Source organism: Salinivibrio sp. SS3 (assembly GCF_001722105.1).
Classification (GTDB): domain Bacteria; phylum Pseudomonadota; class Gammaproteobacteria; order Enterobacterales; family Vibrionaceae; genus Salinivibrio; species Salinivibrio kushneri.
Genome location: NZ_MEBQ01000005.1, coordinates 1 through 22,584, shown reverse-complemented (window position 1 = coordinate 22,584; position 22,584 = coordinate 1). Strand labels below are relative to the sequence as shown.

The window sequence follows — 22,584 nt, the reverse complement described above, 5'->3', positions numbered from 1 at the left end:
GGTATACGGCGTGTCTGCGTGCGGGAATCGGTCGATAAACCTAAGGGGTTCACAAGTCTTTGCGCGGCATCCAATCCCAAGTATTAACCCTCATTGCTACTAATAGTATTAACATATGCCGCCTCGGTCACAGGCCACGCGACCACCTCCCCACCCATCTACTCACTTTGGATAACGGTTAACGTGTGAGCCCTATCACATCTGTATCCGGCGATTTGATTCTGTTAAACTCAGCGTCCGTTTATTGATAGCAGCATTTGTGATCACCATGTCAGATAACAGCAGCAAAAAAGTGATTGTCGGAATGTCCGGCGGTGTTGATTCCTCCGTTTCTGCCTACTTGTTGAAACAACAGGGTTATCAGGTAGAAGGCCTGTTTATGAAAAACTGGGAAGAGGATGACAACGAAGAATACTGCTCTGCTGCAGAAGACTTGGCCGATGCGCAAGATGTGTGTGACAAGCTTGGCATCGAGCTGCACACCATTAACTTTGCCGCTGAGTACTGGGACAACGTCTTCGAGCACTTTTTGACCGAATACAAAGCGGGTCGCACGCCCAACCCTGATATTCTCTGCAATAAAGAAATCAAATTTAAGGCGTTTCTCGAGTTTGCCGACGAAGTGCTGGATGCCGATTATATTGCCATGGGACATTATGTCCGTCGCACCTTCCCTGAAAACGGCGAAAAAGCGCAAATGCTGCGCGGCTTAGACAATAACAAAGACCAAAGCTATTTCTTGTACACGCTTAGCCATGATCAAGTGGCACGCAGCCTGTTCCCTGTGGGCGATTTAGAAAAACCGCAGGTACGCCAAATCGCGGAAGAGCAAGGTTTGGTGACGGCGAAGAAAAAAGATTCAACCGGCATTTGCTTTATCGGCGAGCGTAAGTTCACTGACTTTTTGTCGCAGTACTTACCCGCACAGCCCGGCCCTATCGAAACCACTGAGGGCGACGTGATTGGTGAACACCAAGGGTTGATGTACCACACTTTGGGTCAGCGCAAAGGCTTAGGCATTGGCGGTCTTAAAGGTGGCAACGGTAGCGAAGCGCCTTGGTATGTGGTCGATAAGGACGTTGCGCGTAATGTATTGCTCGTCGGTCAAGGCCATGATCATCCTCGACTCTATTCAGAAGGACTCATCGCAGCGCAATTACACTGGGTCGATCGCGAGATTGTGACTGAGACCCGCCGTTGCACGGTAAAAACCCGATACCGTCAACACGATATATCGTGTACTATCACGCCCGTTGATGATGATACAGTGAAAGTTATCTTCGACGAGCCGCAAATTGCGGTAACGCCGGGGCAATCCGCTGTCTTTTACGATGGCGATGTGTGCCTAGGCGGTGGCATTATCGAGCAACGTATTTAAGGAGCCGTGATCAGTGGCAGAGACGATTTATGATCGCACCCTGGCGTTTGCCAGCATTTGTCAGGCAGCAAAATTGGTGCAGGACGTATCTCGCAATGGGTATTGTGACCAAGACGCATTAAATACGAGCCTGAGCAGCATTATCATCACCAATCCCTCTTCTACCCTAGACGTATTTCGTGGAGAAGTAGGGAATGTCACCGGTGGCGGTGAATCAGGCCTTCACCTTGGTTTAGAGACCCTCATTGGCCAACTCGATAATAGCCGCAATGGTAGCGAAACCATGCGCTACCTGATTAATTTGTTGGCGTTGGAGCGCAAGCTGTCCAGCCGCCGTGATGCCATGGCACAACTGGGCGATCGTATTGAAACGATCGAGCGCCAAGTGAGCCATTTTGATTTGCTCGATGAGCAAATGATCAGCAACCTTGCCAGCATTTATCTCGACGTGATCAGCCCACTTGGGCCGCGCATTCAAGTATCTGGTGATCCACAACATTTACAGCAAACTGGCGTGCAACATCGCGTGCGTGCCATCTTGCTTTCCGGTATCCGCAGTGCTGTCCTATGGCGTCAAGTAGGCGGTAAACGCCGGCATCTTATCTTTGGTCGCAAACAAATGGTTGAGCAGGCCAAACTCATTCTAGCCCGAAGCTAATCAGATTGAACTCAGGAGACAAAAAATGGAACTGTCAGCGCTGACTGCTGTTTCACCGGTCGATGGCCGATACGGTACGAAAACGATTGCGTTGCGATCGATTTTTAGTGAATTTGGATTGCTTAAATACCGCACCATCGTAGAAATCCGTTGGCTGCAAAAACTGGCAGCCACAGACAGCATTGCTGAAGTGCCCGTTTTCAGCGATGACGCCAATGCCCAACTCGACCGCATTGCTGCTGAGTTTGACGAACAAGATGCCGCGCGTATCAAAGAGATTGAGCGCACCACCAATCATGATGTCAAAGCGGTTGAGTATTTTCTAAAAGAAAAGATTGCCGATAACGCAGAACTCCATGCCGTGAGCGAGTTCATTCACTTTGCCTGCACCTCTGAAGACATTAATAACCTGTCGCATGCATTGATGCTCAAAGAAGCACGTGACACCGTGATCGTGCCAGAAATGCAACGTCTGGCGGACGCCGTCAAAGATCTGTCCCAGCAGTTCCGCGATGTGCCCATGCTTTCACGCACCCACGGTCAGCCTGCGTCTCCATCGACCATGGGTAAAGAAATGGCAAACGTGGCGTACCGCATGGCGCGCCAAATCAAGCAGGTTAAAAGCAGTGAAATCCTTGGTAAAATCAACGGCGCAGTGGGCAACTACAACGCGCACTTGTCGGCCTATCCAGAGATCGATTGGCATGCCTACAGCGAAGCCTTTGTGACCTCATTAGGTATTGATTGGAACCCGTACACCACTCAAATCGAGCCGCATGACTATATTGCCGAGCTTTTTGATGCCGTCTCGCGCTTCAATACCATCTTGATTGATTTTGACCGTGATATCTGGGGCTACATTGCGCTGGGCCACTTTAAGCAAAAAACTATCGCGGGTGAAATTGGTTCATCGACCATGCCGCACAAGGTTAACCCGATTGATTTTGAAAACTCGGAAGGTAACCTCGGCCTAGCCAATGCCATTTTCTCTCACCTTGGGCAAAAGTTGCCGATTTCTCGCTGGCAGCGTGACCTGACTGACTCCACCGTATTACGTAACCTCGGTGTGGGTGTGGGCTACACCCTGATTGCTTATGCGTCGACTCTGAAAGGGATCAGCAAGCTGGAAGTCAACCAAGCCGCACTCGAAGCGGAATTGGATCAAAACTGGGAAGTCCTTGCCGAGCCTATTCAAACCGTGATGCGTCGGTATGGGATAGAAAAGCCCTACGAGAAGCTCAAAGAGCTAACACGTGGCAAACGGGTTGATGGCGAAGGAATGCGTACCTTTGTTGATAGCCTTGATTTGCCTGAGCACGAGAAAGCACGCCTCAAGCAAATGACACCGGCTAACTACATTGGCGATGCGGTCAAGCTCACGGATAAACTGTAAGCAAAATGCGTCCAATGCTCGCGGCCTCCAATATGGAGGCCGTTTTTTCTCCCCCTCGCACCGCCCCGCTCGTCACGTTATACTGCCGCAAATTTCGTAAACTAAGTCGTTATGTATCAATTTCAGTTCTCGCTCGCCGAATTTATGGCCACACATTGGCATCAAAGCCCCACCGTTATCCGCCAGGGATTAGCCGATTTTGACGATCCGATTGAGCCTGAAGAAGTCGCAGGACTCACGATGGAAGAGGACATTGACTCGCGCCTGGTGACCCAAGCCGATGGCAAGTGGCAAGTCGCAAACGGCCCTTTCGAGCACTTCGATGATTTCCCAGAGACCCATGCGCAACTGGTGGTACAAGCCGCTAACCATTGGCACCCAGGCGTACGTGAACTGGCTGACGCATTTACCTCGCTACCGCAGTGGCTATTTGACGATGTGATGGTGTGTTATTCCCAGCCTCAGGGCGGCGTCGGGCCACACATTGACCAGTATGATGTGTTTATCGTGCAAGGCCAAGGCCGCCGCCGTTGGCGCGTTGGGCCAAAAGGTGATTACCAAGAAGCCAACTTAGACACCGGGCTCAAGCAGATCACCGGCTTTGATGCCATCATCGATGTGGTGCTAGAGCCAGGCGATATTCTTTATATCCCGCCAGGCTTTCCACACGAAGGCGATACCCTTGAGCCTTCACTCAGCTACTCAATTGGCTATCGCTCACCAAAAGCCCGCGAGCTACTGAGCAGTTATGCCGACCAAGTGATTGTTGACGAAGCCGGCGATAATCATTTCCATTGGCCTGCCATGTCAGCCCAACCAGACGCGCCTGCGGCATTGGATCCACAGCATCTCGCCCAGATGGACGAAATGATGATGGAATTAATGCACGACGAGACCCGCAAAAAGCGCTGGATTGGCGAGTTTCTCTCTCAAGCTCGGCATGAACTCGATTTGCTGAGCCCCGATCCTCAGTGGCAGCCGGATAGTCTCAAAGCCGCCATGCAAGATGGACTCTGTCTGGAAAAGCTCAGTGGCTTGCGTGCGTTCTATCACGCCGATCAGCCAGAGATGGTTTTTATGCTCGGTGAGAGCTTTGACTTACCGGAAGGCTGTGAGTCACTGACCCCTAGGCTGTGCAATCAACGTTTTATCGATTGGGAAACGCTCGGTAAAGCCGCTGACAATAGTCTGTTTTGGCCGATGCTCACGCTGTGGGTAAACCGCGGCTACTGGTATCCTCTAGAGGAAGCGCCAGAGTAACCGCGGATCACCAAGGTTAGACTTTAAACTGGGCCGTTAGCGCACGCTGACGGCCAGCCAGCGCTTCCAGTTGACTGGCAATACTCGCCGCCGATTCGGCATGCGACAAGAGTTCATCACTGCGCTCACGAATATGGGTCACGTTTTGCGTCACGTCGCCTGACACCGCGCTTTGTTGTTCCGCCGCCGCGCTAATTTCACTGTTAAGCCCCATCATATCCTGCATCGCAGTACGAATTTGGTCCAAACTGGTGACGGTTTCTTGCACCTTTTCAGCGGTATCATCCGCTAGCTGATTTCCATCATGAATCGCCGCTACCACTGATTGTGCGCCGGACTGCAACGAATCAATCACGGTACGGATCTGGGTGATTGACTGGTTAGTACGCTGTGACAGTTCACGCACTTCGTCAGCGACTACCGCAAACCCGCGCCCTTGCTCACCCGCACGCGCCGCTTCTATCGCCGCATTTAACGCCAGCAAATTAGTTTGCTCAGACATGGTATCAATCACAGTTAAGATTTCAGTAATGTCCTGACTACTCTTTTGTAAGGCTTGCGCATCATGGGTCGCCCCATTCAGCGTCTCCACCAAACGCGCCATGGCTTGCGACGATCCCGTGACGATGGTTTCACCCTTCTCAGTGGCTGTGTTGACCGCGTTGGCTGCAGTCAGCGCTGACTCAGTATGGCTGGCAACCTGTGAGGCAGTTTGCGTCATTTCTTCTGATGCTGTCGCCACTGCATCCAAGCTTGATACTTGCTCACGGCTACCATCTCGGGTTTGCGCGGCCACACGGGCAGCTTCTTTGGCCGTATGTTCCGCTTCTTCAACGCTATTAATCACATTCGCCATAATAGGCTGCAGCTTATCGAGGAAGCGGTTAAAGCGCCCCGCCAGTACCCCGATTTCATCACGATTTTTAAGCTGGATACGTTGCGTGAGATCGCCATCGCCGTCGGCAATCTCTGCCAATCGTTCCGCCAGTAGCTTCAGGGGTTTAACGATTTGGCGCGCCGCGAATCCGGCGATCACCAATGCAAGCAGGGTTGCCACAACCCCTAAGCTACGTTCTGTCCACGCGGCTTGACTGCGTTGCGCGGTAATTTGTTGGCTTAATTGGTTTGCCTCAGAGAGTAAGACATCTTCCGGCAAGGTGATAAGGGCTCCCCACGTGGTGCCTGGCAAAGCAATCGGCACATAGGTCATCAACTGGCTTTTTTGCCACACGGTCTGTGGTTGACCTTCGGTCAGCCACCCACCCATGTTACCGGGCGCCGACGGCAAATCATCGACCTTCCCTCCCGTTGCTTGCGAGTTATCCGACGCGACTACTCTCCCACCTTGGCTTAGTACACTGACATTGCCAGCGCCTCAAATAGGGCTTTATCCGCCTCTGAGATCACTGACTGTAAGCCGCCAAGCGCAATATCAATGCCTAGTACCCCCAGTACTTGCCCATCACGCATCAGCGGTGAGGAAATGGTGACACTCATACTGCTGCCCGCTTGTTTGGGCGCAGATACACAAGCGGCGCCTTGGCTCAATGGACACTGGTACCAATGATTCGCTGCTTGCCCGTTGTCATTTTTATCGCCGTTGTTAATTTGTTTCTCACTGAGCACGGTACCTTGCAGCTCGCCGTCCCGCTTTTGCCAGCGGCTGGCAAAACGCCCTGCGGCATTGGCGCCCCGTTCTGTATCGAGCTGATAAAAGTCATCTTCTTGATCGAGCGCGTTGGGCTTAAACACCACGAACGCAGCTTGCACCGTATCGAAGTTCTCCACTGAGCGCCGCACCAGCTCATTGATTGAGCCGCGAAGCTCGCCACTGTCGGTAAAGTTTTGCTCAGCGTTATATTGTAGGTACACCACACTTTGCGCCAGCATTTGGGCACGATACACCGCTTCATCCAACGAGCGTTGAACATGCGTCGCTTGCACTTGGGCTTGGCTGGTCGCGAGGCGTTGGGCCGCATTGCGCAGCGTTTGGGTACTCGCTTGCCCCACCGTTTGCTGAAACTGGTTATTAACGTATGTTGAGAAGGTTAATAATGTCACCGCGGTTACGGCAACACACACACTGGCCACCAGGGTGACCTTCCATTGAATTGAGAGGGATCGCATGACAGCTCCTTTGTCACTCTATCGACAGCCACCACTGCTATCGATTCTCATCCTTGAAACACGCATTTAACAGTAACAAAAAAGCGCAGGAAATAAACCTGCGCTTTTCATATTATTGCGTTTTTTACGATGGCAAAAAACGTCGCTTATCTGTCTTTTGGATCCAAGGCATCACGAAGCCCATCGCCGACATAGTTAAAACAGAACAATGTCATCACCATAAAGGCGGCAGGGAACAGCAGCTGCCAAATCGCAATTTCCATGGTTTGCGAGCCCTCTTGTAGTAAGGCCCCCCAACTGGTCATTGGCTCTTGTACACCTAGCCCCAAGAAACTCAAGAAAGACTCAAACAAGATCATGTTCGGCACCAGTAAGGTCGAGTAAACCGCAACAATCCCAAGTACGTTTGGCACGATATGGCGGGTAATGATATGGCGCGTGCTCACCCCTGAAACGTGAGCGGCTTCGACAAACTCTTTACTCCGCAAGCTCAGGGTTTGACCGCGCACAATACGTGCCATATCTAACCAGGCAATACAGCCAATGGCCACGAAGATCAGCACGATATTACGGCCAAAGAAGGTGACTAGCACAATCACAAAGAACATAAACGGAATCGACTGGAGGATTTCCACCAAGCGCATCATCACCGCATCGGTGCGGCCGCCAATAAAGCCTGATGTGGCACCATATAAGGTACCAATCAAGACGGCGACAAAGGCGCCCATGACGCCTACCATGATCGATATACGCCCGCCCATCATGGTGCGAGTAAAGAGATCTCGGCCTAACGCATCGGTACCAAACCAATGGCCCTCTAAGCCCAATGAAGGCGCGGCATGAATCGCATACCAATCGGTCGCGTCATAGGCATAAGCACTGATGTAGGGGCCAAGGATCACGCTTAAGCCAATCAATACAAGAATCACCAAGCTCGCCATCGCAGCACGGTTACGCTTAAAACGAATCGCTGCATCCTGCCAAAGGCTACGCCCCTTGACATCGACTTCTTCAGCAAAGTTTTCGAGGGCGTCAATGTTTTCTTTTTTCGTCAGCATCATGTCACCCCTAGTAACGAATCTTAGGATCGATATACGCAAGCAGGATATCGACGATCGCGTTGAAAAGAATGGTCAGTGTACCGATCAAAATGGTACAGCCAAGCACTAATGAATAATCACGGTTAAACGCGGCGTTCACAAATAGCTTACCGATACCCGGCAAGCCGAAAATGGTTTCGATCACCACCGACCCAGTAATAATGCCCACAAACGCGGGCCCCATGTAGGAGACAACCGGTAGCATCGCAGGCTTGAGCGCATGTTTAACAATAATTTTAGGGTAACTGAGCCCTTTGGCACGCGCGGTGCGGATAAAGTTACTGTTTAGGGTTTCAATCATGCTGCCACGAGTCACACGAGCAAATGTGGCCACGTACAGCAAGGACATGCCAATCATCGGCAACACCATAAATTGCCAGCCCCCGCCTTGCCAGCCACCCGCAGGGAGCCAACCAAGGTTAATGGCGAAGATGTAAATCAGCACGGGCGCGAGCACAAAGGATGGCATCACCACGCCCAACATGGCCGTGGACATAATGGTGTAATCAATCCAGGTGTTCTGCTTAAGCGCGGCAATGGTGCCAATGCTCACGCCGAATAAGAGGGTAAAAATAAATGCGACAGCACCAATCTGCGCTGACACGGGGAGCGAGCCCGCGATCAACTCGTTCACCGAGTAGTCCACATACTTGAATGAGGGACCAAAATCGCCTTTTAGGATATTACCTAAATAGGTGGTGTACTGCTCAAACACCGGCTTATCGAGGCCGTATTTGGCATTGATATTCTCCATTACGGCAGGGGGCAATGGGCGTTCGCTTGAAAAAGGGTTGCCTGGTGCAAACCGCATCAAGAAAAAAGAGATAGTAATTAAGACCAACAAGGTTGGAATAGCTTCCAAAAGGCGCTTGGCGATAAATTTCAACATAACTGTACCGTTTCGTTTTGAGCCTCACAGCGTCTGCTACCTAGGCGATACCTACATAGCGACAACCAGCCAAGGGAGCTGCATGTTGCAGCTCCCTTATCAGCTGTGAATCAGGCGTTACTCCGCCTTGATGTAAAGATCTTTTGAGTAGATCTTTTCTTCAGCGTTATTGGCAGGGAAGCCACCGACTTGTGGACTAAGCAGACGCGCTTTTACATATTGGTAAATAGGCGCAATCGGCATGTCTTTTGCCATTTGGGCTTCTGCATCCAAGTACAGTTGTGTGCGTTTCGCGTCGTCTGTGGTGGTCATGGCGTTTTCCATGATCGCATCGTAGGCTTGGCTATCATAGTGCACACCACCTGACGAGTTAGAGCTACGCATCAAGCTAAGGAAAGTAGAGGCTTCGTTGTAATCGCCACACCAACCGGCACGCGCCACATCAAAGTTCCCCTCATCTTTGGTGTTGAGGTAGGTTTTCCACTCTTGGTTATTGAGTGCAACATCCACACCCAGCTTGTCTTTCCACATTTGACCAATGGCGACGGCCAGCTTTTTGTGGTTTTCACTGGTGTTATACAGCAGTGAGAAATCAAGCGGATTATTTTCACCGAATCCAGCTTCTTTGAGCAGACGCTTCGCTTCCGCGTCACGCTCTTCTTGGCTCATTTTGGCGTACGCAGGCCGCTCAGGATCAAATCCAGCAGTGATTTCAGGCGTCAAGAAGTACGCCGGCTTTTGTCCCTGACCCAGCAAGGCATCAGTGATCACGTTACGGTCAATCGCGTAAGACAGCGCCTTACGTACACGCACGTCATTAAAAGGTTCACGCTTGGTATTGAAGATGTAGTAATAGCTACACAGGTTACCGACGATTGAAAGATCCTCAGGATGTTCCTTTTTAAGACGACGGAAATGCTCGTTGGGGATCTCATTAGTCATGTCGATTTCGCCGGCCAAGTAACGGTTCATTTCCGATACTTGGTTTTCAATCGGCAAGAAAGTGACTTTATCGAGCGTGGTGTTTTCATTATCCCAATACTGGTCGTTGCGCGTTAATGCAAGACGCTCGTTAATCACCCATTCGTCGACCACATACGCACCATTACCGACGAAGTTTTCAGGCTTGGTCCACTGTTCACCATATTCTTCTACCGTTTCTTTATGCACCGGCTTCATGGTGGTGTGGCCCATCATTTTCACCAGGTAAGGCACGGCGGTGTCTAACGTCACCTGAAGGGTATGATCATCTAGCGCTTCAACGCCCAATGTGTCTTTGTCTTTGTCACCCTTAATGATGGCTTTGGCATTTTCCATGTGGGTGTAGCCAAGATACCAAGAATACGGTGATGCGGTCATTGGATCAGCCACACGCTTAAAGCTGTATTCAAAATCTTGCGCGGTCACAGGATCACCGTTAGACCATTTGGCGTCTTCCCGCAGATAAAAGGTAAACACCTTGTTATCTTCGTTTTCCCAGCGTAAAGCGACGCCTGGAATGACATTGCCATCTGCATCTTGGTTAACCAGGCCTTCTAACAGGTCACGAATAACGTGCGATTCTGGCACACCTTGGGTTTTATGCGGATCTAACGACGCCACTTCGGCACCGTTGCCACGCACGAGTTCTTGCTCTGCCGCCAGTTGCGGTTCGCCTGTCGCGGACTCGGCTTGTTGTTTGGTTTCAGGGTTAGATTGAGAGGTCTGTTTTTGCTCTGGTTCACTGCATCCTGCTAGAGCCAGAGAAAGGCCAGCGCCCATAAAGAGGGTTCGGGTGATCGTGTTTAGCTTCATCGTGTAACTCCATAACAATCGCTATTGCATCCATGACAATCGACGCCGCTTGGCGGGAGAATCCGTTTTGCACAATCTAAAAAGCTGTGCTACGCCTCACTGCGCGATTAGAGGCAAAACATTACCAAGCAACGCTGTGTTTTGCCATAAATCTGAAGTATTTTGCCATAGAATGAGATTAAAAACTCATCTTTCACTACTCAAAAGTCACATAAAGGAATTTTAAGCTGGTAAGACGAGGCCGCGTTAGCGCTTTATTCACCACAAGAAACAAAATACGGAACAAATTGCTATTTATACTGAATCTGGGGGCATTGGCACTAATGCTGAACTAGCTTGCGGTCAAAAGAACACACAAGCCTCTCTCTATCTTCGCAATCTCAGTGACTTTGACTGCCAATATGCGTCAAATGTTACTTAATTGTAAAGCCGTTACTAAACGTTATTTGTCGGAAAAACTCAACAGAAACACATGCACGTGATGTCAGACAGCTATCACGGTCACAAAATCTGGCTTGGATGAGCGTAAATGGAACCTGTCATCGCGAATAGGCACGAGGGTCGAGCGAGGATATAAAATGGAGGGAGAAGGTAGAAACGGCTGCTACGGTAGACTCGAGCGGTGATAATGTCGCAACAAAGCCAGCTTCGAGGCTGGCTTTGTCCTGTAAACCACTATTTTTTGGCATCGTCGGGACTAAAAACGGGGCCACTATCGGATGAGCGATCATTGGCCTCATCGTGCAGAGCACGGTTGTCCTCGCGTGCTTTTTCCATTTCTGGCATGACCTCGTTGAGCATTTCTTTCATTTTCTTGTTGCTATAGCGCTTGTGTTTCATTGTGTCCTCCTGAACTCATCAGTATTTGGCACAGTCACTCGCACAACACCGACCGAGTGTGATCGGCTGTTGCGCCAGTACAAACCGCTTGTGCAATTTTTACGCTACACCTTCATCGTCAATAAAGCAAAATATGGCCGAAAAGGCATACCAGACAGTATCGCCCCTACAGCACCTTGACGTCGCAGCCCAGGACCAGAGCGGATATCGGCCCGCTCTTGCTTTAGTTTAATAACATTTGCTGATAATAAGCGGCTGTTTAGACGAAATACCAATATTGATGCTTTTTTAAGCAAACAATGTTGTTATTCGACGCCATATCCCCCATCATTATGTTGTTGATGCGTTGTTCCCGATCATCAACCTGATTTTTCTTCCGACAAGAGAGTAAAAAGCTAGACTATGAGACCACAAAGCTCAACCTCGCGCCCTTTATGCGCTCGCGTTCGCCATGGTTACAACCCAAATAAAGGAAAAAAACCACAGGTTAACCGCTAACGCGGTGTTGATGTTAAAACACCCCCTTTAATAGCCTCCACGTCGAGGCTATTTTTTTGTCTTCATACCGCGATGCTGACGACGAGTCAGAGCAATCCCCTACTCACAAGCCGCCACAACGCGGGCAAGTTAGCGTTTGCGTAATGCGGTATCACGAGCGGATTTGCATTGCAAATTGCGACTTTTCTCTCTCAAGCGCTACGCAACCGCGGCGTCACCATGCCGAACCGCTGGTATAAGGGCGTTTCAAAAAGTAGGCACCCCTTTTGCAATATCTAAATTACTAGACCAACGCCATTGCTTGTCAGGGGGTGTCACATGGGACAATCCACACCAATTTTGTTTAATGATCGTCACATCTTGCCAGGGGGGCGGATGCCTCTTCGCATTCCAACAGGCGACTCTTTAGACACACTCGTATTCGCGTTAAAGCATGGACTGCCTATCGGGGTGTGTATGGCGGAAACACAAGCTCAGCGCTCTCACGTGGATATTGGTACCTTTATTGAAATTGAGGACTATACCCGAAGCCAAGAAGATGGCTGCTTAGTGATCACGGCACGGGGAACCGCACGCTTTGCGATTCATGCGTTTAACCAGCAGCACAGCCACATCTTGTTTGCCTCGGTAAACGCGTTACCTCGGTGGCCTGATTGCCACGTCGACAAACAAAGCGAGCCTCTCGTGGAGCGCTTACAGTCGATGTTTGAGCGCTATCCTGAACTACAACAAATGCACCGAGAGACCGAGTTCTCCAATTTGGCGTGGTTATGCCAGCGCTGGTTAGAGCTGCTGCCGCTCCCCACCGGGGAAAAACAACAGTTAATGGCGAACAGCTCCTGTGTCGCCACACGGGATTATCTGTTGAGTATGATGCAAGATCCCCATTAAACCGTTTTTATTGCTGCCTTGCTATTTGCCCTATTTATTCATTTGCTTGATTGGGCGAGGTAACGCGACGCGTTACCTCTTTTTTTTGCTTTCACCCTTTTATCCTACTTTCCTGACTTGTTCACACTTTACTGCTGCGGTCAATACCTTGTCGCTCGAGCTTCAGGTAAACTAGGCGCATTGATTTTTTCTCAGGAAACCAAGCAATGACCCAACAAGTTTCAGATCAGCATTCACAACGTATCGTCGCGATTGGGGGCGGACATGGTCTGGGACGCGTCTTATCGGCATTGGGTGACTATGGCGAGCAGGTAACAGGCATTGTCACCACAACCGATAACGGCGGGTCAACGGGTCGTATTCGCGCATGCCAAGGGGGGATAGCCTGGGGCGACATTCGTAACTGCCTCAACCAACTAATTACCGAGCCCTCGGTCGGCTCCATGCTGTTTGAATATCGCTTCAAAGGGAAAGGTGAGCTGAACGGGCATAATTTAGGTAACCTGATCCTGACGGCGCTGGATAACCTCTCAGTCCGTCCGCTTGAAGCCATCCAACTTATTCGCGATCTGCTAGATATCCGCCCCAATTTACTGCCGATGTCTGAGCACCCTTCTGAACTTGCCGCGTTAACGCCAGAGGGCGAAACAGTGTCGGGGGAAACACACATTGATGAGCTAAGCGCGCCACCGACGCGTCTCTTTTTGTCCCCAACCGTCCCCGCGACCCGCGAAGCGATTGAGGCTATCGAGCAGGCTGACTTGATTTTACTCGGCCCTGGCAGCTTTTTGACCAGTGTGATGCCGCCACTATTGGTCCCTGAACTCGGCCGTGCGTTAAAACATGCTCAGGCCAAGCTGGTGTTTATTAGGAACCTCGGCAAGGAAATCGGGCCAGCGGGCGAGATGCCTTTAGCGACGATGCTTTCCTGGTGCGAGCGCACGATGGGCGGGAAAGAAATCGATGTTGTGATCGGAGAACAACACGCGCCGCAGCTCGCCACGCGTTACCAACAAAAAGAGGCCAGCTTGGCCTCTTCAAATCATCATTGGCGTCATGACAGGGATAAACTACGTCAAGCTATTGATGAAACTCTGCTCGACGGCCATTTCTCGGTAGGTAGAAGCCGTTCCTCGTAGCATTTCGGTTAGCTCATCTAAATGATGTGTCATCCACTCTTGCTGGCCTTGCTTGACCCGTGATTCACACTCACGCGCCATCTCGGCCAGATCATCCGCACCAAAACTGGCTGCACTGCTTTTTATCGCATGGCTGATCTCACGCACTTGCTCGATCGACGGAGAACCAGACAATTGAGAATGGTATTGCGATAGCTCATCGCTAAAAACAGTGAGCAAAGCCGTCACCGTATCCTCGCCTACTTCTGATTTCAGTCGACGTAATGTGTCAGTATTTACTGTGGTGGCCATACATCCATTCCTATCATTCATGCGCCGCAGATTTTTGCCAAGCTTGTAGCTTTCGATACAAGGTTGAAGGGCTAACTTCAAGTAACCCCGCTGCTTGCGGGATATTGCCATTACACACATCGATCGCGACTTCAATCGCCCGTTTTTCCGTTTTCCATAGTGGTTCTATATCGGCTTTCATCACCACTGGTGATGCTGGTTTGACGGGCTCGTGCGTCGCTAGTGCGCTGTTCGCCGTTTCCGATCGCGTGTTATCCCCTTTAGATGCAATTTCAACACCAGAAACGCGAGCGACTGGCGATGGTAGCATTTCTTTGCTGACTTCTTCGCCGTTATGCAACACCACAATGTTACGAATCACGTTTTGCAACTGCCGAACATTGCCTGGCCAATCGTAGCGAAGGAGCTGCGTGGTCACTTCGTCACTAAAACGACAAAAATCTTTGCCTTCTTCCGCGGAAAACAAAGCAAGCAACGCATTGGCAATGGCGATGACGTCGTCTCCACGCTCTCTTAAAGGTGGCAACTCGAGTGGAATGACGTGCAAGCGGTAGTAGAGATCTTCCCGGAATTTCCCCTGCTGTACTTGGAGCCAGGGATCGCGGTTGGTGGCACAGACAAATCGAACATCCACTGACTTCACTTGCGAAGAGCCAACCTTTTGAAAACTCCCCGTTTGAATGAAACGTAGCAGTTTGGATTGCAAATCCATATCCATTTCGCAAATTTCATCCAAAAACAAGGTGCCACCATTGGCCATTTCTGCAGCCCCTTCACGCTCGGACGCAGCGCCCGTAAAGGCTCCTTTCACATGGCCAAATAACTCACTTTCAATCAAATCTTTCGGAATCGCCGCGCAATTTAGTGCAATAATCGGCTTGTTACTTCGTGTACTGGCAGCATGAATCGCTTCGGCGCACACCTCTTTACCGGTCCCGCTTTCACCGGTAATAAACACCGTGGCTTTACTGGGTGCGGCCGATTCGATCACACGGTAGACCGCCTGCATCGGCAAGCTACGGCCAATGAACCCGTGGTATTCACTTTCCTGTTTTGTCGCTTTCCCTGGATGACTCGGCTTGGGTTTGAGCGACTTATTGACCGTGACACGCAACTGATCGGCTTCACAAGGCTTGATCAAAAAGTCATTGGCACCATGACGCATCGCATCGACAGCGGCATCAATCGAACCATGAGCGGTCATGATAATCACGGGTAAATCGGGCGCGACCGCACGCACTTTGGCAAGCACATCGATGCCCGACATATCTGGCAGGCGTAAATCTAAAATCATCAGTGCTAACTGGTCGCCTTCTTGCTCGAAAAAAGCCATTGCATCCTGCCCCGTCCCTACAATGGTGACATCCACATCTAAGGGGTTAAGGTAGGATTTATATAACGCCGCCACCGACGCTGTATCTTCCACCATCAATATTCGTTTACTGGGTGATAGTGCTGGCATGTATCCTCCAAGAATCGCATCGCGGCGTGTAGCGTTAACTCACTCAGTTGCACGAGCGTATGCGAAATGCGTTGCATTATGCAATTTTGCAACCATTGTAGCGGGACGAGTCCGTTAAAACCACACGTTTTGTCGATGTAATGGCTATATTTTATTTTTGGCACGCCAAATGCATCTATTCCAGTGACCCTCAGGGGTCACCTAGCCAACTGACGTTGTTTGTGAGTTTTCACTCACTGAAACACTGTAGCCAACCTGTCGTTTAGGTTGGCTTTTTTTTTACTTTCAAGCGGTGATTGTTCACCCCATTAACTATTAACAATAAACTGCTCACGCAGTGCTTGTAACTGATCTCGCAATTGTGCCGCGGTTTCAAACTCAAGGTTCTGCGCGGCCTCAAACATCTGACTTTCCAATTTTTTGATTTCAGCATCAATTTGTTGTGGTGACTTCAACGCATAATCCGCATCAGGCTCGGCAACGGCACGCAGCGATTTGGCTGCTGGTTTCGCAGGTTTACTCCGTTTACCCGTACCTATCTCCATCACGTCCATCACTTTCTTGTTCAGTTTCTGAGGCGTAATGCCATGCGCCTCATTATGCGCAATTTGCTTAGCCCGGCGTCGCTCCGTTTCATCAATCGCGCGTTTCATCGATTTGGTCATCGAATCGCCATACAAAATCGCTTTGCCGTGAAGGTTACGTGCTGCGCGGCCAATGGTTTGAATCAATGAACGTTCAGAGCGTAAAAAGCCTTCTTTATCCGCGTCCAAAATCGCCACCAATGACACTTCGGGCATATCTAACCCTTCTCGCAGCAAGTTGATCCCAACTAACACATCAAACTCACCGAGGCGCAAGTCTCGAATGATTTCCATACGCTCCACCGTATCAATATCGGAATGCAGATACCGCACGCGGACGTCATGTTCTTGCATATATTCGGTTAAGTCTTCAGCCATGCGCTTAGTCAGGGTCGTGACGAGTACGCGCTCGTCTCGCTCACGACGGGCGCGTACTTCGGAGAGCAAATCATCAACTTGGGTGGCCACCGGACGTACTTCTATTTCAGGGTCGATCAGCCCCGTTGGACGCACGACTTGATCAATGATATCCGAGCCCGATTTCTCAGCTTCATAGTTACCCGGCGTGGCAGAGACATACACGGTTTGTGGTGCCAGTGCCTCGAACTCATCAAATTTTAGCGGTCGGTTATCCAACGCTGAAGGCAGCCGAAACCCATAGTCCACCAAGGTCTCTTTACGCGAGCGATCGCCCTTGTACATGGCACCAATTTGCGACACCGTGACGTGCGACTCGTCGATGATCAACAGTCCATCGGCGGGTAAATAATCAAACAAGGTCGGTGGTGGTTCGCCTTCTGCGCGGCCACTCAAATAACGCGAGTAGTTTTCGATACCCGAGCAATAGCCCAACTCGTTCATCATCTCTATATCAAACTGCGTTCGCTGAGTGATCCGCTGCTCTTCCAGCAGTTTATTGTGCTCAAGCAGTGTTTTTTTACGGTCCGCTAACTCCACTTTTATCTGCTCGACCGCTTCGAGGATCCGCTCGCGCGGTGTCACATAGTGCGTTTTAGGATAGATGGTGCATCGAGGCATATCTTTGACACTCACCTGCCCGGTTAAGGGATCAAACACACTAATGGTTTCCACCTCGTCGTCAAACAGCTCTACCCGTATGGCATCTTTGTCTGACTCGGCCGGAAAGATATCGATGACTTCTCCGCGAACGCGAAACGTTCCGCGCTCAAAAGCCAAATCATTGCGGGTGTACTGCAATTCAGCGAGGCGTTGTAAGATGGTGCGCTGGTCTAAAAAGTCACCACGACGGATGTGAAGCATCATTTTTAAATATGAATCGGGGTCGCCCAACCCATAAATGGCAGAGACCGACGCCACAATCACCACATCACGGCGTTCCATCAACGCTTTTGTCGCCGACAAGCGCATCTGCTCAACATGATCATTAATCGATGCATCTTTCTCTATGAAGGTGTCCGTCGAAGGGACATACGCCTCTGGTTGATAATAATCGTAGTAAGAGACGAAATACTCCACCGCATTATCAGGGAAAAACTCGCGCATCTCTCCGTAGAGCTGCGCCGCCAAGGTTTTATTGGGGGCCAATATCATCGTCGGACGATTAAGCTCAGCAATGACATTGGCCATGGTGAAGGTTTTCCCCGACCCTGTTACCCCCAGCAGTGTTTGATGGGCAAGACCGGCCTCTAATCCTTCACACAGGCGATGAATGGCCTCAGGCTGATCCCCTGATGGTTTAAAAGCAGAGTGCAGTGTAAATGTTTTACTCATGAAACTATCCTGTTAGGGGCTGACCACTGTGTCTAGATTGGGGCGCTAACGCGAAAAGCCTATTGTCCTGACTCGCCCTACGGAGTCAACGACTGCGGTTCATTACTCGCAAGATAATCATTGCGATCTTTTTCTCATTGAATGCTTGATCTCACTATGGCTCCTAGGTAACCTGTCTGTCCTCTTTTGGCATGCATGCACTGCATCCAGCCTCTACACGAAGACAAAGCGCTAAGCAAAGAAAACGCTAACTAAAGATAGTGCGATAAAAATAAATCCTCTAAATCACGTGTTTTCGTGCGTATCTCTGCCCAATACTCTCTAGTACGACCGTTTTATCCCCGATACTCAGGGGGTGAACACATAGCGACCTGTGTATAATCCCCAACAGTTTTTTTTTCAATCTTATTGCGTTAAACAAACAAAAACCATTAAAAATAAACACGTTATATATTTGTTTATGCGTATCACCACTGCGTCAAGCTGGTAGAAAATCAGTCATCGCGTGAGTTGATCAGGATCCACACACATGGTTATCCACAGAATCTGTGGGTAACCGCTGAGAGCCCTTTCATAATCGGCCGTATAAAAAGTCAAGATAAAATTAGCCGCCATGCTTAATCAATCGCCACTATGGTGTTTTTATCCTCGTCGATGGCTAGCTTTTCAGCAGTCGATTGAAAAGATAGATTTTATTGCTTTTCATCAGTTGACACCTTTCAAGGCGCTCGTTAACATTCGCTCCGTTCTCAAGGCAATTCCCCCTTAGTTCAGTTGGTAGAACGGCGGACTGTTAATCCGTATGTCGCAGGTTCGAATCCCGCAGGGGGAGCCACTATCTTGAGACCTCACAGAACACAATAGCGACACGATTCCCCCATAGTTCAGTTGGTAGAACGGCGGACTGTTAATCCGTATGTCACTGGTTCGAGTCCAGTTGGGGGAGCCAAATTTATGTCCGATGGCAAATTTAGTTCTTCAGACTAATCGTTCCGCAATGCGGAATATGTCACTGGGCTGGGCGCCCCCAACTAGGCGTTCCCGATGAGCCCAGTTGGGGGAGCCAATTCTATGTCTCTCTTCTCCTTGACCTATCCTACTTTCTCCATGATCTCATCACACACTCTTACCGTGATCGAACACGCTACGCTGCCACTACCCCTAGAATAAGGTACGCGTAAAGCGTCACTAACAGCTTACAGCGAGCCAAGCAAAAACCCTGCGTAATGGCGGTTGTTATAGCCGCTTCAAAGGTCGATAATAGGCAGATCACAAAAACATTAAATGATTAAACAGCATGGCTGAGTATTTGTTGCTACTGGTGGGCACGGTATTGGTCAATAACTTCGTACTGGTGGAGTTTTTGGGCTTGTGTCCATTCATGGGCGTATCAAAAAAACTGGAAACAGCAATTGGGATGGGGCTTGCCACAACCTTTGTGTTGACCTTGGCATCAGTGAGCTCGTATCTGGTTGAAACCTATATTCTGATCCCACTTGATCTCGGATACCTGCGTACACTGAGCTTTATCTTAGTGATTGCGGTGGTGGTGCAGTTCACGGAGATGGTGGTGCATAAAACCAGCCCAACACTGCACCGGCTATTGGGTGTATTTTTGCCCTTGATCACCTCCAACTGCGCAGTGTTAGGCGTCGCTCTACTCAACGTTAAGCAACAGCACAGTTTTATCGAGTCGATTATTTATGGCTTTGGTGCGGCGTGTGGTTTCTCTTTGGTGCTGGTTTTATTCGCTGCAATGCGTGAGCGCATTGCGGCCGCTGACGTTCCGGCACCTTTTAAAGGCGCGTCCGTGGCGATGATTACTGCAGGGTTAATGTCGCTCGCCTTTATGGGCTTTACAGGACTGGTGACTTTATCATGAGTGGAATAGTGATAGCGGTGATAGTGCTTGCCGCGCTTGCCGCCATATTCGGTGCAATTCTCGGTTTCGCCTCGATTCGCTTCAAAGTGGAGGCGGATCCGATTGTCGATCAAATTGATGCCATTCTGCCGCAAACGCAATGTGGCCAGTGCGGTTACCCTGGCTGTCGTCCCTATGCGGAAGCCATTGCCAATGGTGACGAGATTAACAAATGTCCACCAGGTGGTCAGCAAACCATTGAAAACTTGGCTGATTTGATGGGTGTCGAAGCGACCGAACTCGCCCACGATGAAGAAAAAAGTATCAAAACCGTTGCCTTCATTCATGAAGAAGATTGCATTGGCTGCACTAAATGCATTCAGGCCTGTCCGGTCGATGCCATTGTGGGCAGCACCAAAGCGATGCATACCGTGATCGAGCAAGATTGTACTGGGTGTGATTTATGTGTCGCTCCCTGTCCGACCGACTGTATTGAAATGATCCCCGTTCAGGACACGCCCGAAACCTGGAAATGGAAGCTTGAACAAATTCCCGTTTTAGATGTTACTGAGAGTCAGAGAGCACGCGCCTGATGGACAGCCTTATCGAACAAATAAAACATGGCCAGATCTGGGATTTCCATGGTGGCATTCATCCGCCTGAGCATAAAACCCAGTCGAATCAGGGGGCCATTTTAGAAAAGATTCTCCCTACCGAGCTTGTTATACCGCTCAAGCAGCATATTGGCAGTAAGGGCAAACTATGCGTGAGCCAGGGCGATCAGGTATTCGCGGGACAAGCCCTCACTGAGACAGATATTCAACAATGTGTGCCGGTACATGCACCGACATCAGGCACCGTGATTGCTATCGAAGATAGAACCATTGCGCATCCCTCAGGCTTGTCCGACCGTTGCGTGGTCATTCAGCCCGATGGCAAAGATACGTGGAGACCTAAGCCTGCCCTACCGGCCTATCAAACTCAGCCGCCCGAGCAATTGATCGATCATATCCGGTCTATGGGCATTGCGGGAATGGGAGGCGCAGGCTTTCCAACCGCAAGAAAGCTGCAAAGTGGCTTGGCGCGTACTGAAGTACTTATCATCAACGCCGCAGAATGTGAGCCTTATATCACCGCCGACGATCGGCTGATGCAAGATTGCGCCGATGAAATCGTCGCAGGGATACAGATTCTTAATCACATTGTTAAGCCTAAGCTGACCGTGATTGGCATTGAAGATAATAAGCCTGAGGCTATCGCGGCGCTTAAAGCCGCGGTGAAAGCCGTTGATGAGGATATACTCATCCAGGTCGTCCCTACCAAGTATCCATCTGGCGGTGAAAAGCAACTGATTCAAATCATTACCGGGAAAGAAGTCCCTGCCAAAGCCTTTCCCGCTAGTATTGGCGTGCTGATGCAAAACATCGGGACCATCTATGCGATCAAACGTGCCGTGTTAGATGGCGAGCCGCTGATTAAGCGTGTGGTCACCTTGACTGGGAAAACGCTCAAAACCCAGCAAAATCGGTGGGCGCTTCTCGGCACGCCAATTGGCGAGCTTTTGGAACACCATGGCTATAAGGCAGAGAAAAAACAGCCACGGGTGATCATTGGTGGCCCGATGATGGGCTTTACCGTCCCACATACACAAGTGCCGGTAACCAAAACCACTAACTGTGTGCTGGTGCCAACGCGCAAGGAAATAGCGCCTGCCAAGCAAGAAATGGCCTGCATTCGTTGCAGTGCCTGTGCCGATGTCTGTCCCGCTCACCTTTTACCTCAGCAATTGCAGTGGTATGCCAAAGATCAGGACTACGACAAGTGCCAAGACTATGATCTCTTCGATTGTATTGAATGCGGCGCTTGTGCCTATGTGTGTCCCAGTGAAATCCCGCTGGTGCAATACTATCGCCAGGCCAAAGCGGAAATTCGTGAAATTGAAGCGGAAAAAGAAGCCGCGGAGCGCGCACGTCAGCGCTTTGAAGCCAAAAAAGCGCGCATGGAACGTGAAAAGCAGGAGCGAGAAGAAAAACATCGCAAAGCCGCGGAGCGTCGCAAAAAAGCCGCGCAACAAAACACGGGCTCCGATGATGCGCTTAACGCTGCAGTGGAGCGGGTGAAGGCGAAAAAAGCCGCGCAGTCGGCATCGAGCGATGTCAAACCTGCCGTGGCGGCGGCAATCGCCCGAGCGAAAGCGAAACAGGCCGAAGCGGCGCAAGCAGGCAGTGATGAACCTGACAACAGTGAAATGATGAAGTTGCGTGAGGAGCGCAAACGGCAAGCACGTGAACGTAAGGCGGCCAAAGAGGCGCAAAAAGCCTCAGAGGCCACCGGTTCACAGGCAATCCCCGACAGCCAAGACGGCAAGAAGGACGCCGTCGCGGCCGCGGTTGCGCGCGCTAAAGCACGTAAAGCGGCGCAGCAAGGCGATGCCAAGCCACAACCTGAGACGGCTGCCGATACGCCATCCGACGCTGCAGACACCACGCCGGCAGCTGACGAGGCTAACGACAAAAAAGCCGCCGTCGCCGCCGCGGTTGCCCGCGCCAAAGCGCGCAAAGCGGCTCAGCAAGGCGACACCAAGCCACAACCTGAGACGGCTGCCGATACGCCATCCGACGCTGCAGACACCACGCCGACAGCTGACGAGGCTAACGACAAAAAAGC

General features: G+C 50.5%; 18 protein-coding genes and 2 tRNA genes. 11 read left to right on the top strand and 9 right to left on the bottom strand.

Annotated elements, in window-relative coordinates; all coding sequences use genetic code 11:
• The first annotated feature begins 268 nt into the window (after positions 1 to 268).
• The 4 genes from mnmA to BGL48_RS02590 all read left to right on the top strand — a co-directional run bounded on the left by mnmA (position 269) and on the right by BGL48_RS02590 (position 4,689).
• Positions 269 to 1,378, top strand: coding sequence for a tRNA 2-thiouridine(34) synthase MnmA (gene mnmA / locus BGL48_RS02605; RefSeq protein WP_069361249.1), 1,110 nt, complete (start codon positions 269 to 271; stop codon positions 1,376 to 1,378).
• Positions 1,379 to 1,391: 13 nt separating this feature from the next.
• Positions 1,392 to 2,036, top strand: coding sequence for a high frequency lysogenization protein HflD (gene hflD, locus BGL48_RS02600; protein WP_069361197.1), 645 nt, complete (start codon positions 1,392 to 1,394; stop codon positions 2,034 to 2,036).
• Positions 2,037 to 2,061: 25 nt separating this feature from the next.
• The gene (gene purB / locus BGL48_RS02595) at positions 2,062 to 3,429 is read left to right on the top strand and encodes an adenylosuccinate lyase (protein ID WP_069361196.1); all 1,368 of its coding nucleotides are present in this window, start codon (positions 2,062 to 2,064) and stop codon (positions 3,427 to 3,429) included.
• Positions 3,430 to 3,540: 111 nt separating this feature from the next.
• Positions 3,541 to 4,689, top strand: a complete 1,149-nt coding sequence (locus BGL48_RS02590) for a cupin domain-containing protein (protein WP_069361195.1) — start codon at positions 3,541 to 3,543, stop codon at positions 4,687 to 4,689.
• Positions 4,690 to 4,705: 16 nt separating this feature from the next.
• Here BGL48_RS02590 and BGL48_RS15960 read toward each other — a convergent pair whose 3' ends face one another.
• The 6 genes from BGL48_RS15960 to BGL48_RS16195 form a co-directional block, all read right to left on the bottom strand.
• Positions 4,706 to 5,977, bottom strand: coding sequence for a methyl-accepting chemotaxis protein (locus BGL48_RS15960; protein ID WP_141698052.1), 1,272 nt, complete (start codon positions 5,975 to 5,977; stop codon positions 4,706 to 4,708).
• A 62-nt stretch (positions 5,978 to 6,039) separates the two neighbouring features.
• Positions 6,040 to 6,816 (bottom strand): cache domain-containing protein, encoded by a 777-nt coding sequence (locus BGL48_RS15955; protein WP_083238388.1) that lies wholly within the window; start codon positions 6,814 to 6,816, stop codon positions 6,040 to 6,042.
• Positions 6,817 to 6,962: 146 nt separating this feature from the next.
• Positions 6,963 to 7,874, bottom strand: a complete 912-nt coding sequence (gene oppC / locus BGL48_RS02580; RefSeq protein ID WP_100297933.1) for an oligopeptide ABC transporter permease OppC — start codon at positions 7,872 to 7,874, stop codon at positions 6,963 to 6,965.
• A 10-nt stretch (positions 7,875 to 7,884) separates the two neighbouring features.
• Entirely contained in the window at positions 7,885 to 8,805 is a 921-nt protein-coding gene (gene oppB, locus BGL48_RS02575; RefSeq protein ID WP_069361193.1) for an oligopeptide ABC transporter permease OppB, read from the bottom strand.
• A gap of 117 nt (positions 8,806 to 8,922) precedes the next feature.
• Positions 8,923 to 10,599: an ABC transporter substrate-binding protein gene (locus BGL48_RS02570; RefSeq protein ID WP_069361192.1), complete on the bottom strand. Its 1,677-nt coding sequence runs from the start codon at positions 10,597 to 10,599 to the stop codon at positions 8,923 to 8,925.
• A gap of 675 nt (positions 10,600 to 11,274) precedes the next feature.
• Positions 11,275 to 11,439 carry a hypothetical protein gene (locus BGL48_RS16195; protein ID WP_155522562.1) on the bottom strand — a complete coding sequence of 55 codons (165 nt, stop codon included), beginning with the start codon at positions 11,437 to 11,439 and terminating at the stop codon, positions 11,275 to 11,277.
• A gap of 816 nt (positions 11,440 to 12,255) precedes the next feature.
• Here BGL48_RS16195 and BGL48_RS02565 point away from each other — a divergent pair.
• Entirely contained in the window at positions 12,256 to 12,828 is a 573-nt protein-coding gene (locus BGL48_RS02565) for an LON peptidase substrate-binding domain-containing protein (protein ID WP_069361191.1), read from the top strand.
• Between the two features lie 206 nt (positions 12,829 to 13,034).
• Complete coding sequence (gene yvcK, locus BGL48_RS02560; RefSeq protein WP_069361190.1) at positions 13,035 to 13,967, top strand: uridine diphosphate-N-acetylglucosamine-binding protein YvcK; 933 nt, start codon at positions 13,035 to 13,037, stop codon at positions 13,965 to 13,967.
• On the opposite strand, the gene BGL48_RS02555 is transcribed toward yvcK, so the two are convergent.
• The 3 genes from BGL48_RS02555 to uvrB form a co-directional block, all read right to left on the bottom strand.
• On the bottom strand, positions 13,899 to 14,258 hold the full coding sequence (locus BGL48_RS02555; protein ID WP_069361189.1) for an Hpt domain-containing protein: 360 nt from the start codon (positions 14,256 to 14,258) through the stop codon (positions 13,899 to 13,901). The genes yvcK and BGL48_RS02555 overlap by 69 nt on opposite strands.
• Before the next feature lie 13 nt (positions 14,259 to 14,271).
• Complete coding sequence (gene luxO / locus BGL48_RS02550; protein WP_069361188.1) at positions 14,272 to 15,720, bottom strand: quorum-sensing sigma-54 dependent transcriptional regulator LuxO; 1,449 nt, start codon at positions 15,718 to 15,720, stop codon at positions 14,272 to 14,274.
• A gap of 308 nt (positions 15,721 to 16,028) precedes the next feature.
• Entirely contained in the window at positions 16,029 to 18,056 is a 2,028-nt protein-coding gene (gene uvrB, locus BGL48_RS02545; protein WP_069361187.1) for an excinuclease ABC subunit UvrB, read from the bottom strand.
• A 759-nt stretch (positions 18,057 to 18,815) separates the two neighbouring features.
• Here uvrB and BGL48_RS02540 point away from each other — a divergent pair.
• From BGL48_RS02540 to rsxC, 5 genes are all read left to right on the top strand, one after another.
• Positions 18,816 to 18,891 (top strand) — tRNA-Asn (locus BGL48_RS02540).
• 38 nt (positions 18,892 to 18,929) lie between these two features.
• Positions 18,930 to 19,005 (top strand) — tRNA-Asn (locus BGL48_RS02535).
• 348 nt (positions 19,006 to 19,353) lie between these two features.
• On the top strand, positions 19,354 to 19,938 hold the full coding sequence (gene rsxA / locus BGL48_RS02530; protein WP_046075315.1) for an electron transport complex subunit RsxA: 585 nt from the start codon (positions 19,354 to 19,356) through the stop codon (positions 19,936 to 19,938).
• Positions 19,935 to 20,510, top strand: coding sequence for an electron transport complex subunit RsxB (gene rsxB / locus BGL48_RS02525; RefSeq protein ID WP_069361186.1), 576 nt, complete (start codon positions 19,935 to 19,937; stop codon positions 20,508 to 20,510). Before rsxA ends, rsxB begins: the two co-directional genes overlap by 4 nt.
• Positions 20,510 to 22,584: electron transport complex subunit RsxC (gene rsxC / locus BGL48_RS02520; RefSeq protein ID WP_069361185.1), on the top strand; the 2,075-nt coding region annotated here is incomplete at its 3' end. The genes rsxB and rsxC, both read left to right, overlap by 1 nt.

Coding starts and splice junctions, on each gene's coding strand:
- BGL48_RS16195 (WP_155522562.1), bottom strand. CDS start 11,439: ATGAAACACAAGCGCTATAGCAACAAGAAAATGAAAGAAATGCTCAAC.
- luxO (WP_069361188.1), bottom strand. CDS start 15,720: ATGCCAGCACTATCACCCAGTAAACGAATATTGATGGTGGAAGATACA.
- BGL48_RS15955 (WP_083238388.1), bottom strand. CDS start 6,816: ATGCGATCCCTCTCAATTCAATGGAAGGTCACCCTGGTGGCCAGTGTG.
- uvrB (WP_069361187.1), bottom strand. CDS start 18,056: ATGAGTAAAACATTTACACTGCACTCTGCTTTTAAACCATCAGGGGAT.
- rsxA (WP_046075315.1), top strand. CDS start 19,354: ATGGCTGAGTATTTGTTGCTACTGGTGGGCACGGTATTGGTCAATAAC.
- mnmA (WP_069361249.1), top strand. CDS start 269: ATGTCAGATAACAGCAGCAAAAAAGTGATTGTCGGAATGTCCGGCGGT.
- oppB (WP_069361193.1), bottom strand. CDS start 8,805: ATGTTGAAATTTATCGCCAAGCGCCTTTTGGAAGCTATTCCAACCTTG.
- yvcK (WP_069361190.1), top strand. CDS start 13,035: ATGACCCAACAAGTTTCAGATCAGCATTCACAACGTATCGTCGCGATT.
- oppC (WP_100297933.1), bottom strand. CDS start 7,874: ATGCTGACGAAAAAAGAAAACATTGACGCCCTCGAAAACTTTGCTGAA.
- purB (WP_069361196.1), top strand. CDS start 2,062: ATGGAACTGTCAGCGCTGACTGCTGTTTCACCGGTCGATGGCCGATAC.
- BGL48_RS02590 (WP_069361195.1), top strand. CDS start 3,541: ATGTATCAATTTCAGTTCTCGCTCGCCGAATTTATGGCCACACATTGG.
- BGL48_RS02565 (WP_069361191.1), top strand. CDS start 12,256: ATGGGACAATCCACACCAATTTTGTTTAATGATCGTCACATCTTGCCA.
- BGL48_RS02555 (WP_069361189.1), bottom strand. CDS start 14,258: ATGGCCACCACAGTAAATACTGACACATTACGTCGACTGAAATCAGAA.
- BGL48_RS02570 (WP_069361192.1), bottom strand. CDS start 10,599: ATGAAGCTAAACACGATCACCCGAACCCTCTTTATGGGCGCTGGCCTT.
- rsxB (WP_069361186.1), top strand. CDS start 19,935: ATGAGTGGAATAGTGATAGCGGTGATAGTGCTTGCCGCGCTTGCCGCC.